Below are 15,476 nucleotides of genomic sequence, written 5' to 3'. Positions count from 1 at the left end.
CGTGACGCGCATCGCATGCCTGGCGTGCCTCGCACTGCTGCTGGCCGGACGCGTCGCACTGGCCGGCACCGTCGATGCCGCGCGGTACGACGCGTTCTGGCTGTGGGCAGGCGTGAAGCCGCAGGCGGTCGTGCACGGCGCGCGCACCGTCTACGTGCTGCAAGGGCAGATCGAGGCGTCGCCGCGGGACGAGTCGCAGGTCCGCGTGATCGCGCAGGGCGTCGCGCTGCCGCCCGCGCCGCAGGCGCGCGTGTGGCTCGTCTATCGCGCGCATACGCTGCGCTGGACGCCGCGCGTCACGCAGATCATGCTCGCGCAGCTCACGCGCTGGCGCGCGTCGGGCCGCACGATCACCGGCATCCAGATCGACTTCGATGCGCGCACGCGCCACCTGCAGGATTACCTCGCATTCCTGCAGTCGCTGCGCGACACGCTGCCCGCCGACTATCGGCTCAGCATCACCGGGCTGCTCGACTGGAGCAGCCGCATCGACACCGACCAGGTCAACCAGCTCAGGGGGATCGTCGACGAAGTGGTCGTGCAGACCTACCAGGGCCGCCGCACGATCCCCGACTATGCGGACTACCTGCCGCGCGTCGCGCGGCTGCAGTTGCCGTTTCGCATCGGCATCATCCAGGGCGGCGAATGGGACGCGCCGCCGTACCTCGCGACGAATCCGTGGTTCCGCGGCTACGTCGTGTTCCTGCGCAACGGCTGATATGACTCGCGCGGTCAATCGGGACCGCTTACGCGGCACCCGCGATCGTGCTGCCGAGCCCGGCGAGCGCAATCACGAGTAGCGCGCCCGCCGACGACGCCGTGATCCAGCGCTGCTTGCGATGAATCAGCGGATGGTTGATCGCGGCCATGTAGCTGGTCAGGATCGTGAAATCGACCGCGATCCACAGGGCGGCCAGGATCGCCAGGCTCACGCGCGAATCCGGCGTGATGCCGACGAACTGCGGAAAGAACGCGACGAAGAACAGCAGGTCCTTCGGATTCGCGATGCCGACGAGAAAGCCGCGCACGACGCCCGGCAAGCCGCGCGCCTGCGACGCCGGTTCGCGTTGCGCGGCGTCGTTGCCGTGACGCGCGCGGCCGGCGCGCCATTCGCCGAGCAGCGTCCGGACGGCCAGCACCGCGATGAACACGCAACCGGCCACATGCAACCCGGTCAACAGGCGCTCGCTGACGAGCACGACGCCGAACACCATCAGCATCGCCCCCGCGATCATCACGAGGCTCGCGGCATTCGCGCCCACCGCGGTCAGCATCCCCTGGCGGAAGCCGCGCCGCGCGACGGTGCCGACCACGAGCATGACCACCGGGCCGGGCGTCGCGATGAGCAGCACGATCGCGGCGAGATAGGCGAACAGCAGCGGGTAATGAAGTGTCATGAATAAAAGTTGTGGGGTGAATTGACGCGCGTGCCCGCCACGGTGGCATCATCGTGCTTCAGCGCACCGGATTGCACGGTTTTCTGAAGTATTGCGTACCCGGCCTGCCGTTGAAAAACGGATAATCCTGCCGGATGACATGAGTTTTATTCCTGTTCAAAACCCGTGAAGGCCAAACCGCTCCCGCCTGTCTACGCGCTGCGCGCGTTCGAAAGCGCCGCGCGTACCGGCTCGTTTACGCTGGCCGCAGAAGAACTGAGCCTCACGCAAAGCGCGGTGAGCAAGCACGTGCGGACGCTCGAGGCGTACTTCGGCCGGAAGCTGTTCGTCCGGCACGGCCCCAGAATGACCGTGACGGCGGAAGCGCACATCTTCGCGTCGGGCCTGCGGCGCGGCTTCCGGCAGATCGAGGAAGCGTGCGTGCTGTTCCAGTCGCAACGCGACGTGCTGCGGCTCAAGGCGCCGTCCACGCTCACGATGCGCTGGCTGCTCGACGCCCTGGCCGCGTTTCGCGCCACGCGGCCCGCGTTCGAGGTGCAGATCGCGAGCGTGTGGATGGACGTCGATACCGTCGATTTCTTCAGCGAATCCTACGATTGCGCGATCCTGCTCGGCGCGGGCAAGTTCGGCGAGGCCACGCAGTGCGTGAAGCTGTTCGACGAATGGCTGATTCCGGTGTGCTCGCGGGCGACCGCGACGGTCGCACGCACGAATCCGGCGGCGTGCGAGCTGATCCACCCGTCGCCCGACCGGCGCGACTGGCGCCGCTGGCTCAAGGGCAGCGGCCATGATCTCGAGGTGGACATCACGCGCGGGCAGGTGTTCGACATGCTCGAACAGGGGATCGCGGCGGCGATTGCCGGCCACGGCATTTCGATCGGCGATCTCGCGCTGTGCGCGACGGCCATCGACGAGAAGCAGCTCGTGCTGCCGTTCAAGACCGCCGTCAATACGGGGGACGCGTACTACCTCGTGTGGCCGGACGATTCAGCCAAGGCCGCGCAGGTGCGCGAACTGCTGGCGTTCCTGGAAAGCCGGCTCCCGCGTCTGACGTTTCCGGGCATCCGCTTCAACGGCCCGGGCTAAACCGCAGCGGCCGGTGATCCGGCCGCGTGGCCGGCAGCGCGACGGGCGCGACCGCGCGCCGCCGGCCCGCAATGGCGGCGCAGCCCGCCGAAGCGGGCCCGCGCCAACACTGTTACGCCTGCACGAAAGCCAGCAGGTCGGCGTTGAGAACGTCCGCGTTGATCGTCAGCATCCCGTGCGAGTAGCCCGGGTACGTCTTCAGCGTGCCGTTCTTCAGCAGCTTGATCGACTTCAGCGCGGCATCCGCGATCGGCACGATCTGGTCGTCTTCGCCATGCAGCACGAGCGTCGGGACGGAGATCGACTTCAGGTCTTCCGTCTGGTCGGTTTCCGAAAACGCCTTGATGCCTTCGTAATGCGCCTTCGCGCTGCCTTCCATCCCCTGTCGCCACCAGTTGCGGATCACGCCCTGATGCACGGTTGCACCTTCGCGGTTGAACCCGTAGAACGGACCGCTCGGCACATCGAGGAAGAACTGCGCGCGATTGTCGGCGAGCGCCTTGCGGAAGCCGTCGAACACCTCGATCGGCAAGCCTTCCGGGTTCGATGCGGTTTTCACCATCAGCGGCGGCACCGCGCTGACCAGCACCGCCTTCGCGACGCGGCCGGCCGGCTCGCCGTGCTTCGCGACGTAGCGCGCCACTTCGCCGCCGCCGGTCGAGTGGCCGATGTGCACCGCATTGCGCAGGTCGAGCGCCTCGACGACCGCGAAAGCGTCCGCCGCGTAATGATCCATGTCGTGGCCGTCCGACACCTGCGCCGACCGGCCGTGGCCGCGCCGGTCGTGCGCCACCACGCGAAAGCCCTTCTGGACGAAGAAGAGCAGCTGCGCGTCCCAGTCGTCCGAGGACAACGGCCAGCCATGATGGAAGACGATGGGCTGCGCGTCCTTCGGGCCCCAGTCCTTGTAAAAGATCTCGACGTGATCCTTCGTGGTGACGTATGGCATCGCGATGACTCCTGAGAGGTGGATGAACGGCGCACTGGCCGGCAGCCATTATCGGACAGGTTTGTTAAACGAGGATGCCAAGTTGCGAATGACCGTCGACGATGTCGACGACGTGGTCGATCCCGCTACGGGCGAACGATCGTCCAGCGCCGCACTTCAACCGTCCGTCGACACCGTCACGGCCTCCCACGCGCGGATTTCCGCGTCCAGCGCCGCCAGCTTGCCGCGTACCAGCCGCAGCGCATCGCTGCCGAGCAGCAGGTGCGCGGGCGGATGGTCCGCCGCGATCGCCGCGAGCATCGCCCGCGCGGCCTTCGCGGGATCGCCCAGCTGCTTGCCGCTCTTCTCTTCGCGCGCCTGGCGGATCGGATCGAACAGCGCGTCGTAATCCGCGATCGAGCGCGGCGTGCGCGCCATCGAGCGGCCGGCCCAGTCGGTGCGGAACGACCCCGGCGCCACGGCCGTCACCGCGATGCCGAACGGCGCCAGCTCCTTGCCGACGGTTTCGGTCACGCCCTCCAGCGCGAACTTGCTGCCGCAGTAGTACGCGATGCCCGGCATCGTGATGTGGCCGCCCATCGACGTGATGTTCAGGATATGGCCACGCCGCCGTTCGCGCATGTAAGGGATGACCGCCTTCATCATCGCGACCGCGCCGAACACGTTCACGTCGAACTGCCGGCGCATCTCCGCGAGCGGCGCCTCTTCCATGATCCCTTCGTGCCCGTAGCCGGCGTTGTTCACCAGGACGTCGACGGGGCCGACGTTCGCCTCGATGTCCGCCACGACGCCGTCGATGCGGTCGAAGTCGGTCACGTCGAGCACCCGCGCGAACGCCTGCGCGGACAGTGCGTCGAAATCCTGCGCCGCCTGCGCGCTTCGCACGGTGCCGACCACCGTGTAACCCGCCGCGAGGGCCTCCTGCGCGAGGGCGCGGCCAAAGCCGCTGCTGACGCCGGTAATGAGCATGAGCTTGCCGGATGCCATGTGAGCTTCTCCCGAATGTCGATTGGAGCATGCATACTAGTCTGACGAACCCCGTCGAATAAGCCCGATTCCGCTGATTTTCTTGCACAAAACTATGAGCGCCGATCCCATCCCCGCCCGATCCCCGACGCTGCCGCCGCGCGACCGGAAGCGCCTGGTGGCGCTGCTGCGCACGCTGGCGCCCGACGAAGGCTACAACCTGACGGCGCTGCCGAGCGTGCGCATCCTGCGTTCGAACCGCGCGCTGACGCGCACGCCGGTGCTGTACGACCCGGGCATCGTGATCGTGTGCCAGGGCTGCAAGCGCGGCTACTTCGGCGGTGAGCGCTATCTGTACGACGAACATCACTACCTGGCGGTGTCCGTCCCCGTGCCGTTCAGCATGGAAACCGACGCCACGCCCGAGCGCCCGCTGCTCGCGCTGTACCTGCACCTCGATTTCACATTGGCCGCCGAACTCGCGGCGCAGATCGACCGCGAAGGGACGGCGGAGCCCGTGCAGGCGCCCAGGAGCATGATGTCGACGCCGATGGACGCGACGATGCATGCGTCGGTGCTGCGTTTCGTCGAGGCGATGCACCGGCCGCTCGACGCCGCGGTGCTCGGCCCGGCCCTGCTGCGGGAGCTGTATTTCCGCGTGCTCACCGGCGCCCAGGGCAGCGCGATGCGCAGCGCGCTGGCGATGCACGGGCAGTTCGGCCGGATCGGCCGGTCACTGCGCGTGATCCATGCCGATTACGCGCAACCGCTCGACGTGCCGCAACTGGCCGACGCAGCCGGCATGAGCGTGCCGAGCTTTCACAGTCACTTCAAGGCGATCACGCAGGTGTCGCCGATGCAGTACCTGAAGTCGACGCGGCTGCATCAGGCGCGCCTGCTGATGGTGCGCGAGGACCTGACGGCGGAGGCGGCCGGCTACGCGGTCGGCTATGCGAGCCCGTCGCAGTTCAGCCGCGAATTCAAGCGCCTGTTCGGCCTGACGCCGGCGAAGGAAACGCAGCGCATGCGCGACAGCTTCGCGATTCCGGAAGCCTTCGAGGATGCTGTGTTCGTGTCGTCGCATTGACGTGCGTCGGCATGCGACCGTCAACGCATGCCGTCATCGCATGGCATCGCGCACCAGACCGGCGAGCGACCTCAGGATGAGCGCCGTCACGCCCCAGATGTCCTGCGTCTGCTCCGCCCAGTACCATGCGCCCGTGCGCTCGCCGTCCGTGTATTGCCGCAGCAGCTCCGGATTCAGCAGCACGGCGAACGGAAACTCGAAGATCTCCGCGACTTCCGCGGGCGCCGCCTCCCATATCGCCGTGTCCGGCACGATGCCGACCACGGGAAAGATCGCGTGATTGCGTTTTCTGGTTTTGTGGATCGGCAAGCTGCCGGCCACGCGGACCACATCAGGCGCGAGGCGGATTTCCTCGAATGCCTCGCGCAAGGCGGTCGCGCCGATATCGCGGTCGGACTCGGCCGGGCGTCCGCCCGGAAAACTCACATGCGACGAGTATTCGCTGAGGTCCGACGCGCGTCGGGTCAACAGGATCGTCGGCTCGCGCCGCGCGACGATCGCGACCAGCACCGCCGAGAATTTCCACTGCCCCTCGTTGTCCGCGAGGAGTTGCCTCGCGGTCGGCCAATCGGTGCCGGCAGGGATGCCGTGGCCTTCGACGCCACGGACGATCGCGTCCAGGAGCGGTTGGGGCGAGCCGGTACTCACCTGAGCGCCACCAGTATTCGAAGCGCTTTCGTCAGATCCCATGTCTTCCCCTTCCACGCTTGAACCTGCACGTTGCGGATAGTTGAACGATCAAATCGAATCTCCGTCGGCCAACCGGAGAACCCCGATCATGCATGAATTGCGGACAGCCCGTATGCCGCCCCTTCATCGCATCTTGCGGGCACAATGACGCATTGCATCACGACGGCATGCCGCCGCCGCTCTGCCGCAAGCCGGCGACAAACGTGCCCCCTCGGTCCGTCGATTGCCGCACCCACACGAGATTCAAATGCCTTCCTACGCCTTCCGCCTGCTGAACGTATTCGCCGAATCGACTTTCGGCGGCAACCCGCTTTGCGTATTCGACGATGCGCGCGGCATGGACGACGCGACCATGCGGGCGCTCGCGGTGCAGTTCAACCTGTCCGAAACGACCTTCGTGCTGCCGTCCGAGCGCGCCCATGCGCGGGTTCGCATTTTCACGCCGGGCCATGAGATGGCCTTTGCCGGCCATCCGACGCTCGGCACCGCGCATGTCGTGCGCGACCTGCAGGGTGCGGGCCACGCGCTCGCGCTCGAGTTCAAGGCAGGCGTGGTCGACGTGAGCGCGCATGACGACGTGTGGACGTTCACCGCGCCGCACGCAGGCATGCCGAAGACGGCGCCGTGCGAATTGTCGGACGCCCGGACGGCGACCTTGCTGGGGCTCACGGAAGACGATCTGCTCGCGCCGCCGATCTGGGTCGACACCGGCGCCGACCAGTTGCTGGTCGCGCTCAAGGATCCCGCCGCCGTGCGCCGCGCGCAGCCCGACAGCGCCTGCCTCGATATCTGGCCGACCAGCAGCCTCGGCCGCAAGACCGCCTACGTCTTCGCGTTCGATGCCGAGCGCCCGGGGACGGTGGTGTCGCGCTACTTCTTCGTGAAGCAAGGCAGCGTCTCGGAAGACCCGGGCACCGGGTCGGCCTGCGCAAACCTGGGCGGGTGGCTGCTTGCGATGCAGCGTGACCTGCCGGCCGCGTTTCAGGTCGAACAGGGTGACGCTATCGGCCGGCCTTGCCGGTTGCGGTTGTCCGTCAGTGCGAGCGGCGAGATCGGCGTGGGCGGCCGCGTGATCGAACTCGGGCGCGGCGTGGTCAACCTGTAGCGGAGACGATCCGGGCCGCGCCCCGGCTCATCGCGCCCCCACCCGCCACACCGTCGCTTCGTGCAGCGTCTCGCCGGGCTTGAGTACCGTCGTCGGGAATGCCGGATGATTCGGCGAATCGGGAAAATGCTCGGCCTCCAGCGCGAACGCATCGGTTTGCCGATAGACCGTCCCGCCCTTGCCCGCGACGCTGCCGTTCAATCCGTTGGCCGTATAGAACTGCAGCCCCGGCTGCGTCGTGTACAACTCGAGAAAACGCCCCGACGCCGGATCATAGGCGCGCGCGGCAAACGCCGGCGCCGGCTGGCCGCCCTGGTCGAGCACCCAGTTCTGGTCGTACCCATGCGCCATGACGAGCTGCGGATAGGCGTCGCGCAAATGCGCACCGATCGGCGTCAACTGGCGCAGATCCATCGGCGTACCCGCGACGCTCGCCAGTTGCCCGGTCGGAATCGACGTCTCGTCGGTCGGCGTGAAGCGCGAGGCGGCGATCTCGATCAGTTGCCGCTCGACGCTGCCGCCTGCGTGCCCGGCCAGATTGAAGTAGCTGTGGTTAGTGAGGTTGACGACCGTGTCCTTGTCGGTCGTCGCGCGATAGTCGATCCGGATCTGGTTGTCACGTGTCAGCGTGTAGGTCACGTCGGTCGTCAATGTGCCGGGAAAGCCGTTCTCGCCGTCGGGGCTCACGTAGCGCAGCGTGACGCTCGAACCGCTCGCGTCGCTGTGCGTACCGGTGACCGTCCATACCTTCGCGTCGAAACTGCCGGGGCCGCCATGCAGCGTGTTCGGCCCGTCGTTGACCGGCAGCGTCCACGTCCGGCCATCGAGCGGGAACCGCCCGCCGGCAATGCGGTTCGCATACCGGCCGATCAGTGCGCCGAAATGGATGTTGCCGTTGTGCGCTTCGTAGTCGTGCAGCGAATCGAAGCCGAGCACGATGTCGGCGACGTGGCCGGCGCGGTCCGGCACGTCGAGCGAGGTCACGATAGCGCCGTACGTGATGACTTTCAGCGTCACGCCGCGCTGGTTCGCCAGCGTGTACTCGCTCACCGGCTGCCCGGCCGCGGTCGTTCCGTCATCCGCGCGGCTGATCGAGACGTCGGGCGCCGCCGATGCGAGGTCTGCGGACAGCGCGAGCGCCCCGACCGCCCAGATCGCGAGCAGCGGGCAGCGCGGCCAGATGCGTTTCATGGCAACCTCCGATACGGTGCAATCCGTGCGCGTGCGCAAGCGGCATGCCTGCTCGCGGCCATGTTTGCTATGCTCCGCGCACCGCCTGCCCGAGCCGATCGCCACCATGAACGCCCTCGATCCCGATATCGCGCGCACGCTGCGCGCGGCCTGCGACGCCTGCTTCGGCACGACGGCCGTGTGGCCGCTCGTCGAACGCGCGTACGGCGAGCCGCAGCGCTTCTACCACACGCTCGCCCATCTGGCGGAACTGTTCGCGCACCTCGCGCCGTATCGCGCGGACCCGCTGTGGCCGGCCATCGAGCTAGCCGTGTGGGCACACGACATCGTCTACGCGACGACACTGCCGGCGTATGCGGACAACGAAGCGCTCAGCGCGCAATGGCTCGCGCAGGTCACGCACGCGCATTGCGACGCAGCGTGGTTGCATGCGCATGCATCGCACGTGTCCGTGGCCCGCGACCTGGTGCTGGCGACCAAGTCGCACCGGCTGCCTGACAGGTTCGCCGTCGATCCGGAATTGCAGCGCGCCGCGCAAATTTTTCTCGACGCCGATCTCGCGATCCTCGCGGCCGCACCCGACCGGCTCCGTGAATACGACCGCGCGATCGCGCGCGAGTGGGCGCAGGATCCCGATGCGCCGTCGGCAGCCTTCCGCGCCGGCCGCAGGCAGGCGCTCGAACATCTGCGCGCGCAGGCCCCGTTGTTTCGATCGGCGGAATTCGCGCCGCTCGAGCAGCACGCGCAACGCAATCTCGACATGCTGATCGGCTTCTACGCATAAGCACGCTGCGCTCAGCGTCTGCTGCGCATTCGAATGGGCGCGCGCCTGGCAGGTTCGATTTCCCCGGGCAACTGCCCACCCGCCATCACGGAAACCTGCCCGGCCCCGCATCACGACGCTCAGGTATGGTCCGCTCGCCAGCGTCGAGGGCTGACGCCGGTCAGGCGCGTGAAGGTCCGCGAGAAGTGGCTCTGATCGGCAAAACCGCACGCGTCGGCGATCATGCTCAACGGCAGGCTCGGATTGCGCATCCACTCCTTCGCCCGTTCGACACGCTGCACGATGAGCCAGCGATGCGGCGGCAGCCCGGTCGTCTGATGAAACGCTTTCACGAAATAGCTGCGAGACAGGCCGCATGCACTCGCCACGTCGGCCAGCCCGAGGTTGCCGTCGAGATGCTCGAGCAGCAATTCCTTCGCACGGCGCGCCTGCGACGGCGTGAGTTTCCCGTACGTCTTTTCCCGTCGCTCGCTGACGCCGCCATAACGGTGGGCCACGTGCGCCTGAAACGCGAGCCCGACGTGATCGATGAAGATCTGCGATGCCTGGTCGGGCCGCGCGAGCGCGGGCAGCAGCGACTGGCCGAGCGAGTGGATGATCGGGTCGTGCGCGCTCAGATGAGGCGGCAGGTAAAGCCGCGGCCGCTGCCGGCCGCCGAGGTCGTCCACCGTTTCCTCGAGCAGCGGGCGCGGCATGTGGAAATGCAGGCAGTCGAACGCGCCCTTCAGATCGGCTACCCACTCGCGATCGAGATCGTAAACCGTGACCGTGCCCGCGCCGTACGGCACGAACGGCGCGCGGCGGCCGTCGAGCCACAGATCCTGCTCGCCGAACGGGCGCAACTGCAACACGATGAGATCCGAATTCTCCAGTTGATAGGGCGCGGTGAGCCCGCTGTTGCGGCGCGGCGACTTCAGCCGGACGATGCTGACCTGTCCCTTCGGGAGCGCCTGCGCGACGACGGTCTGCCGGACGTCGGCCGGGATGAAATCGGAAGAAGCATTGTCCGGCTGACGCGCAGTCATGAGTGGAGACAAGCAGGTGAATGACGAGGAGCATCAGTCTAGCAAACCACCATGACGCGCGCGGCCCTCCGCGCGGCACGCGCTGGTATGATGCGCCAGCCTCCTCCACCCGGAACTCGCGATGAAGCTGTCATTCGAAGCGCTCGAAGCACTGGATGCGATCGACCGTACCGGCACGTTCGCCGAAGCCGCGGAACTGCTGCATCGCGTGCCGTCCGCCCTGACCTACCTGGTACAAAAACTCGAGAGCGATCTCGGCGTCATGCTGTTCGACCGCAGCGGGCGACGCGCGAAGCTCACGCACGCCGGCCGCATCGTCGTCGAGGAAGGCCGGCGGCTCCTGCATGCGGCCGAACAGCTGGAGATGAAGGCGCAGCGCGCGCAGGAAGGCTGGGAAACCGAGGTCCGCATCTGTGTCGACGAGATCCTGCCGTTCGATGCGATGTGGCCGTTCGTGCACCGGTTCTATGCGCTCGAGATGGACACGCGGCTGCGGCTGTCGACCGAAGTGCTCGGCGGTGCCTGGGACGCGCTGATCTCGCGCCGCGCGGATCTCGTCGTCGGCGCCGCCGGCGCGCCGCCCGAACTGCCGAACATCATCGCGCGCCCGATCGGCGCGCTGAAACACGTGTTCGCCATTGCGCCGACCCACCCGCTCGCCGCGCTTCCCGAGCCGCTGTCGATGGCAACGGTCGTCCAGTATCGCGGCGCGGTGATCAGCGATACGTCGCGCGAGTTGCCGCCGCAATCGGTTGCGATCGACGCGGGCCAGCCGACGCTCGCGGTGCCGACGCTCGCGGCCAAGCTCGATGCGCAATGCGAAGGGCTGGCGGTGGGCACGCTGCCGGAATGCATCGCCGCCCGTGCGATCGCCGACGGCAAGCTCGTCGCCCGCCGCGTGACCGGCATGCGCGATACCACGCATTGCTATCTCGCGTGGCGCAGCGACGAGGCCGGCCGTGCACTCCTGTGGTGGGTCGAGCAACTCGATCGCCCCGACCTCGTCGATCGCCTCTTGCAGCTCGCCTGATCGCGTTCGGCGCCGGCGAAGGTCACCCCCCCGCGTCAGACGATCGAGTCGTGCACGCGCTTCATTTCCTTCTCGAGCCACGCGATCAGGCTGAATGACGCGTGCGCCTTCTCGACCGGCGGGATCATCATCCTTTCCTCGGCCGCGATGTGCTCGGTCACCGATTCGCACATCAGCCTGCCGAGCTCCGGCTTCCTGCGGATCAGCGCCGACAGGTCGTCGCTGCGCAGTTGCAGGACGGTCATCGCGGTCACCGCATGCACGGTCGCATGCAGGCGCGTGCCGGCCAGCACGACCGATTGTCCGATCGCGTCTCCAGGCGCCATGCGCCGCACCTCGACGTCGCCCGCCGGGCCCGGCACGAATACGGCCGCGACGCCGGATTCGACGATCGTCAGCACGCGCGTATCCGAATTCGACGCATAGATCACGTCGCCCTGGCCGAACGAACGCGAGACCAGCGCATCGGCCAGCGCGGCGAGATCGTCGCCGTCGACGCGCGCGAACAGGTCCACCGCACGCAACAGCAGCAACCGGCGCGATACGTCACGCCGATCGTGCCCGTCGCGCCCGTCCTGCGCCGCTGCCGGCGCGGCGCTCGCGAGCGGCCGCCATGCGGTGCCTGCCGCGGCCAGATGCCGGTGCGCGAGATCGTACAGCGCGTTGCGCACGGCCGTCGTCTTCTGCAGCGCGTCGACGTAGCCGAGCAGCTCGTAGCGGATCGCGTTGGTGCCGAACGCCTTCACGACGGCAACCGGCGCGGGGCGCGCGAGCACGTCGAGCGAACTGGCCGCCGCGCGCTCGAGCGCGCCGACCACGACCGCCGGCCGCACCGCGGGATCGACGTCGAGCGTGAGCGTCACGCCGTGCAGGCCGGACGGTTCGCTGAGGTTCACGATGGTGGCGCGGGCCGCGGCGCTGTTCGGCACGACGACCAGGTTGCCGAGGCTGTCGATCAGCTTCGTCGCCCGCCAGTTGCTCTCGACGATCCGCCCTTCGATTTCGCCGATCGACACGGTGTCGTTCAGACGAAACGGCTGCGTGGTGTTCAGCACGAGCCCGGAGAATACGTCGTTCAGCGTGTTCTGCAGCGCGAGACCGAGGATCACCGCCACCGCGCCCGACGTCGCGACGACGCCGCTCAACGGCAGGCCGAGCACGTAGCCCAGCGCGGCGACCACGGCCGCGCCGAACACGACGCCCGCGGCGATGTCGTGAAAGAGCCGCTGGCTGCGCCACGCGGGCGGCAACAGCAGATGATCGAGCAGCAGGCTGAAGACGATCGCGCATTGCAGCCACCACGCGATGCAGATGGCCTGGAGCGCGATGCGGTCGAGGCCGGTGGCCGACGCGGGAACGGCGAGCGGGCTCACGCCGTGCGCGAACAGCACGGCAGTCAGTGCGGCGAAGGCCGCGCAGCGCCACACCGCCCGCGTCGCGCCGCGGCCGCGCCCGAACAGGCGCCACGCGACGAGATCGGCCAGCACGATCGGCGCGCCGTAGAGCGCCGTGTCGGAAAGATTCAGCATATCGAAACGAAGCGGAACGGAATGGAACGATCGCGACGGCGGCGTGACGGTCGGGCCGGCGCCGCTGCGACGAGAGGCTGAGCGCGGGCGCGCCCGCGGCCACGCTATTCGCGCCGGCGCACCACGCCCGGCAACGCATAGCGGCCGGCCCCCGCGATCGCGATCGTGCCGAACAGGATCAGCAGCATCCACGCGAACTGCGCATCGCGCAGCGACCAGTCGGGATGGACGAACACCAGCGCGACGAGCGTGATGATCATCACCGGCAACGCGGCCAGCCGCGGCCATACGCCGACGATCATGAAGACCGGGCACACGACTTCCGCGAAGATCGCAAACAGGATCGACAGCGTGCGGCCGAGATGAAACGGATCCTCGATGGCGGCGGCTTCCGACGTGTAGTGAAGCACTTTGGGCAAGCCGTGAACCACGAGCAGCAGCACGCTGGCGGTGACGCGCAGGAACAGCAGGCCGAGGTCGGCCGCGTGGCGGGAAAGGTCGGATTCGGGAAGTTTCATGCGGCGGTTCGTCCGGTTGGGCGGGCACGCGGCGGCGCAGGGGGCGCCGCACGTGTCGCGACGCCCGCTTGGCGGATGGCGTCGCGATATCTCGGCGCGCGCACGGGATCGCCACGCAAGCGTGCCGGGATGGCCGCGCCTTACGCTCGCACTCTACGCATGCCGCGTGCCCGTGTCCTTGAGCCGCGCTGAAACGTTCTGAAGCGCGGCAGGCACCCCGCCCGTCCGCCGTCAGCCGTCGCGCGCCGGCAGCTCCGCCTCGGCCGCATCGAAGCCGAGCGCGTGCACTTCCGACCACGCGTCGTGCACCGCCTGCGTCGATCCGGCCGTATGCGCAAGCGCCGCCGCATACGCGGCGAGCAAGCGCACGCGCGCATCGGCGGTCTCTGCCGTGGTGTCGGCGTCGCGCATCGCATCGAGCGCCACGCGCGCCCGTTCGCGGCATTCGTCGACGAGCGACAGGTCGAACAGGCAAGGCACCGCGACCGCCGCGAGCGCGACGCCGAGCGCCGCATCGCCGTTCGCCGAGAATGCCCAGTCGAGCGCGGCACGCAGGTTGCCGAGCTCACGCCGCACCGCCTCGAGCCGCGTGGAGCCGCCTTGATCGCCGCCCCGCGCGCCACCGCCATGCGCCGCTTGCCGGAACAACTCGAGGAAATAGCCAGCGTGCGCACGCGCGGCCGCCGCGCCGTCGCCGTGCGCGTCGAGCTGCTGCTGCGCGTACGCGCGCGTGGTCGTCAGCAACCGGTAGCGCGGCGCGCCGTGCGCGGTCTCGAGAATCAGCAGCGATTTCGACACGAGGCCCGCGATCGTATCGAGCAGGTCGGCACCGGCCAGCCCGTTCGGGCCGACCACCGCGCGCACGGCCTCGATCGAGAAACCGTCGCGGAACACGCCGAGCCATCGCAACAGCAGGCGCTCGGCATCGCCCAGCAGCCGGTCGCTCCAGTCGTACATCGCCTGCAATGTCTGATGGCGCGGGAGCGCGGTGCGGAAACCGCCCGTCAGCAGCCGGAAATGATCGTCGAGATGGGCGGCCAGCACGTCGATGCCGAGCACGGCGGCACGCGCCGCGGCCAGTTCGATCGCGAGCGGCAGACCGTCGAGCCGGCGGCAGACCGACGCCATCAGCGACAGGCTGCGCGCATCGAGCGGAAAACGCGGATCGGCCGCGCGGGCGCGCGCGGCGAACAACTGCACGGCGCTCGCGCGCATCGCATCGTGTTCGGCCGCGCCTTCGTCCGGCACGTCGAGCGGCAACACCGGGCACACGCGCTCGCCGTGGATGCGCAGCGATTCCCGGCTCGTCGCGAGCACGCACAGCCCGTCGTCCGCATCGGTCAGCGCGCTCGCGATCCGCGCCGCGGCATCGAGCAGGTGTTCGCAATTGTCGAGCACGAGCAGCATCCGGCGGCGTGCGACCGCGGCGAGCACCGCTTCGAGGGTCAGCGCGCCGGTCGGCTGCGCGATGCCGAACGCGCCCGCGAGCGCATCCGGCACGAAGCGCGGGCACGCGACCGTCGCGAGCGACACGAACACGGTGCCCTCGGGAAAACGCGCGTCCGCGCGCGCGGCCGCTTCGATCGCGATGCGCGTCTTGCCGATGCCGCCCGCGCCGACCAGCGTCACGATGCGGGCGTCCTGCAACGCGGCCAGCACCTCGCCGACCATGCGTTCGCGGCCGAACAGCGCGCCGGGCGCGGCGGACGGCCGCGACATCGCGGGGCGCACGGGCGCGCCGCCGTCGTCATGTTGCTCGGTGACGAGCCGATAGCCGCGGCCCGGCACCGTCACGATCAGGTTCCGGTCGTCGGCCAACGCCTTGCGCAGCGACGCGATGTGCACCTGCAGGTTGTTTTCTTCCACCACGGTGTGCGGCCACACGCGCTGCATGATTTCGTCTTTCGATACCAGTGCGCCGTTCGCCCGAATCAACAGCTCGAGAATCTCGAATGCGCGGCTACCGATGCGCAACAGCTTGCCGTTCGAACGAATTTCACGTCTGTCGAGAAAAACGTGAAGTGTTCCAATTCGGATCATCGCAATTTCTTGATGGTGACATTCAACGGCGCACGGTTTAAACCGCGCGCCGGTTTCGCGTCAATGCTACGGTATTTAC

General features: G+C 68.2%; 15 protein-coding genes. 6 read left to right on the top strand and 9 right to left on the bottom strand.

The genetic code is table 11. The features are described from left to right. Positions 1–10: 10 nt before the first annotated feature. Positions 11–718 carry a DUF3142 domain-containing protein gene (locus CFB43_RS34400; protein WP_089499053.1) on the top strand — a complete coding sequence of 236 codons (708 nt, stop codon included), beginning with the start codon at positions 11–13 and terminating at the stop codon, positions 716–718. A 28-nt stretch (positions 719–746) separates the two neighbouring features. Here the strand turns inward: CFB43_RS34400 and CFB43_RS34395 are convergent, their stop codons facing one another. Next, entirely contained in the window at positions 747–1,397 is a 651-nt protein-coding gene (locus CFB43_RS34395) for a LysE family translocator (RefSeq protein WP_089498567.1), read from the bottom strand. Positions 1,398–1,562: 165 nt separating this feature from the next. On the opposite strand from CFB43_RS34395, the gene CFB43_RS34390 reads away from it, so the two are divergent. After that, a complete protein-coding gene (locus CFB43_RS34390; protein ID WP_089498566.1) occupies positions 1,563–2,483 on the top strand; it encodes a LysR substrate-binding domain-containing protein in 921 nt (306 codons plus the stop codon). A 112-nt stretch (positions 2,484–2,595) separates the two neighbouring features. Here CFB43_RS34390 and CFB43_RS34385 read toward each other — a convergent pair whose 3' ends face one another. Further along, positions 2,596–3,432: an alpha/beta fold hydrolase gene (locus tag CFB43_RS34385; protein WP_089498565.1), complete on the bottom strand. Its 837-nt coding sequence runs from the start codon at positions 3,430–3,432 to the stop codon at positions 2,596–2,598. A 156-nt stretch (positions 3,433–3,588) separates the two neighbouring features. Further along, on the bottom strand, positions 3,589–4,419 hold the full coding sequence (locus CFB43_RS34380; RefSeq protein ID WP_089498564.1) for an oxidoreductase: 831 nt from the start codon (positions 4,417–4,419) through the stop codon (positions 3,589–3,591). 94 nt (positions 4,420–4,513) lie between these two features. On the opposite strand from CFB43_RS34380, the gene CFB43_RS34375 reads away from it, so the two are divergent. After that, on the top strand, positions 4,514–5,485 hold the full coding sequence (locus CFB43_RS34375) for an AraC family transcriptional regulator (protein WP_089498563.1): 972 nt from the start codon (positions 4,514–4,516) through the stop codon (positions 5,483–5,485). 33 nt (positions 5,486–5,518) lie between these two features. Here the strand turns inward: CFB43_RS34375 and CFB43_RS34370 are convergent, their stop codons facing one another. Then, positions 5,519–6,175 carry an NUDIX hydrolase gene (locus CFB43_RS34370; RefSeq protein ID WP_089498562.1) on the bottom strand — a complete coding sequence of 219 codons (657 nt, stop codon included), beginning with the start codon at positions 6,173–6,175 and terminating at the stop codon, positions 5,519–5,521. A 247-nt stretch (positions 6,176–6,422) separates the two neighbouring features. Here CFB43_RS34370 and CFB43_RS34365 point away from each other — a divergent pair, with 247 nt between their 5' ends. After that, positions 6,423–7,280, top strand: coding sequence for a PhzF family phenazine biosynthesis protein (locus CFB43_RS34365; protein WP_089498561.1), 858 nt, complete (start codon positions 6,423–6,425; stop codon positions 7,278–7,280). A gap of 27 nt (positions 7,281–7,307) precedes the next feature. Here CFB43_RS34365 and CFB43_RS34360 read toward each other — a convergent pair whose 3' ends face one another. After that, complete coding sequence (locus CFB43_RS34360; protein ID WP_089499052.1) at positions 7,308–8,471, bottom strand: aldose epimerase family protein; 1,164 nt, start codon at positions 8,469–8,471, stop codon at positions 7,308–7,310. Between the two features lie 106 nt (positions 8,472–8,577). On the opposite strand from CFB43_RS34360, the gene CFB43_RS34355 reads away from it, so the two are divergent. Further along, positions 8,578–9,255, top strand: a complete 678-nt coding sequence (locus tag CFB43_RS34355; RefSeq protein WP_089498560.1) for a hypothetical protein — start codon at positions 8,578–8,580, stop codon at positions 9,253–9,255. A gap of 119 nt (positions 9,256–9,374) precedes the next feature. Here the strand turns inward: CFB43_RS34355 and CFB43_RS34350 are convergent, their stop codons facing one another. Next, positions 9,375–10,280 (bottom strand): helix-turn-helix domain-containing protein, encoded by a 906-nt coding sequence (locus CFB43_RS34350; RefSeq protein ID WP_089498559.1) that lies wholly within the window; start codon positions 10,278–10,280, stop codon positions 9,375–9,377. A gap of 121 nt (positions 10,281–10,401) precedes the next feature. Here CFB43_RS34350 and CFB43_RS34345 point away from each other — a divergent pair, with 121 nt between their 5' ends. Beyond that, positions 10,402–11,310 (top strand): LysR family transcriptional regulator, encoded by a 909-nt coding sequence (locus CFB43_RS34345; RefSeq protein ID WP_089498558.1) that lies wholly within the window; start codon positions 10,402–10,404, stop codon positions 11,308–11,310. 35 nt (positions 11,311–11,345) lie between these two features. On the opposite strand, the gene CFB43_RS34340 is transcribed toward CFB43_RS34345, so the two are convergent. From CFB43_RS34340 to CFB43_RS34330, 3 genes are all read right to left on the bottom strand, one after another. Continuing rightward, positions 11,346–12,839 carry a mechanosensitive ion channel family protein gene (locus tag CFB43_RS34340; protein WP_089498557.1) on the bottom strand — a complete coding sequence of 498 codons (1,494 nt, stop codon included), beginning with the start codon at positions 12,837–12,839 and terminating at the stop codon, positions 11,346–11,348. Between the two features lie 104 nt (positions 12,840–12,943). Beyond that, entirely contained in the window at positions 12,944–13,357 is a 414-nt protein-coding gene (locus CFB43_RS34335) for a DoxX family protein (protein WP_089433593.1), read from the bottom strand. A 231-nt stretch (positions 13,358–13,588) separates the two neighbouring features. Further along, complete coding sequence (locus tag CFB43_RS34330) at positions 13,589–15,397, bottom strand: winged helix-turn-helix domain-containing protein (protein WP_089498556.1); 1,809 nt, start codon at positions 15,395–15,397, stop codon at positions 13,589–13,591. Positions 15,398–15,476: the final 79 nt, after the last annotated feature.

This window comes from Burkholderia sp. AU15512 (assembly GCF_002223325.1).
In the GTDB taxonomy this organism is placed as follows: domain Bacteria; phylum Pseudomonadota; class Gammaproteobacteria; order Burkholderiales; family Burkholderiaceae; genus Burkholderia.
The sequence above is the reverse complement of the archived record's forward strand: the minus strand, read 5'-3'. Positions and strand labels throughout refer to the sequence as shown.

Excerpts from the sequence above, each read along its gene's own strand:
- CFB43_RS34355 (WP_089498560.1), top strand. The coding sequence starts at position 8,578 with ATGAACGCCCTCGATCCCGATATCGCGCGCACGCTGCGCGCGGCCTGC.
- CFB43_RS34335 (WP_089433593.1), bottom strand. The coding sequence starts at position 13,357 with ATGAAACTTCCCGAATCCGACCTTTCCCGCCACGCGGCCGACCTCGGC.
- CFB43_RS34340 (WP_089498557.1), bottom strand. The coding sequence starts at position 12,839 with ATGCTGAATCTTTCCGACACGGCGCTCTACGGCGCGCCGATCGTGCTG.
- CFB43_RS34330 (WP_089498556.1), bottom strand. The coding sequence starts at position 15,397 with ATGATCCGAATTGGAACACTTCACGTTTTTCTCGACAGACGTGAAATT.
- CFB43_RS34385 (WP_089498565.1), bottom strand. The coding sequence starts at position 3,432 with ATGCCATACGTCACCACGAAGGATCACGTCGAGATCTTTTACAAGGAC.
- CFB43_RS34365 (WP_089498561.1), top strand. The coding sequence starts at position 6,423 with ATGCCTTCCTACGCCTTCCGCCTGCTGAACGTATTCGCCGAATCGACT.
- CFB43_RS34360 (WP_089499052.1), bottom strand. The coding sequence starts at position 8,471 with ATGAAACGCATCTGGCCGCGCTGCCCGCTGCTCGCGATCTGGGCGGTC.
- CFB43_RS34370 (WP_089498562.1), bottom strand. The coding sequence starts at position 6,175 with ATGGGATCTGACGAAAGCGCTTCGAATACTGGTGGCGCTCAGGTGAGT.
- CFB43_RS34395 (WP_089498567.1), bottom strand. The coding sequence starts at position 1,397 with ATGACACTTCATTACCCGCTGCTGTTCGCCTATCTCGCCGCGATCGTG.
- CFB43_RS34375 (WP_089498563.1), top strand. The coding sequence starts at position 4,514 with ATGAGCGCCGATCCCATCCCCGCCCGATCCCCGACGCTGCCGCCGCGC.
- CFB43_RS34380 (WP_089498564.1), bottom strand. The coding sequence starts at position 4,419 with ATGGCATCCGGCAAGCTCATGCTCATTACCGGCGTCAGCAGCGGCTTT.
- CFB43_RS34350 (WP_089498559.1), bottom strand. The coding sequence starts at position 10,280 with ATGACTGCGCGTCAGCCGGACAATGCTTCTTCCGATTTCATCCCGGCC.
- CFB43_RS34345 (WP_089498558.1), top strand. The coding sequence starts at position 10,402 with ATGAAGCTGTCATTCGAAGCGCTCGAAGCACTGGATGCGATCGACCGT.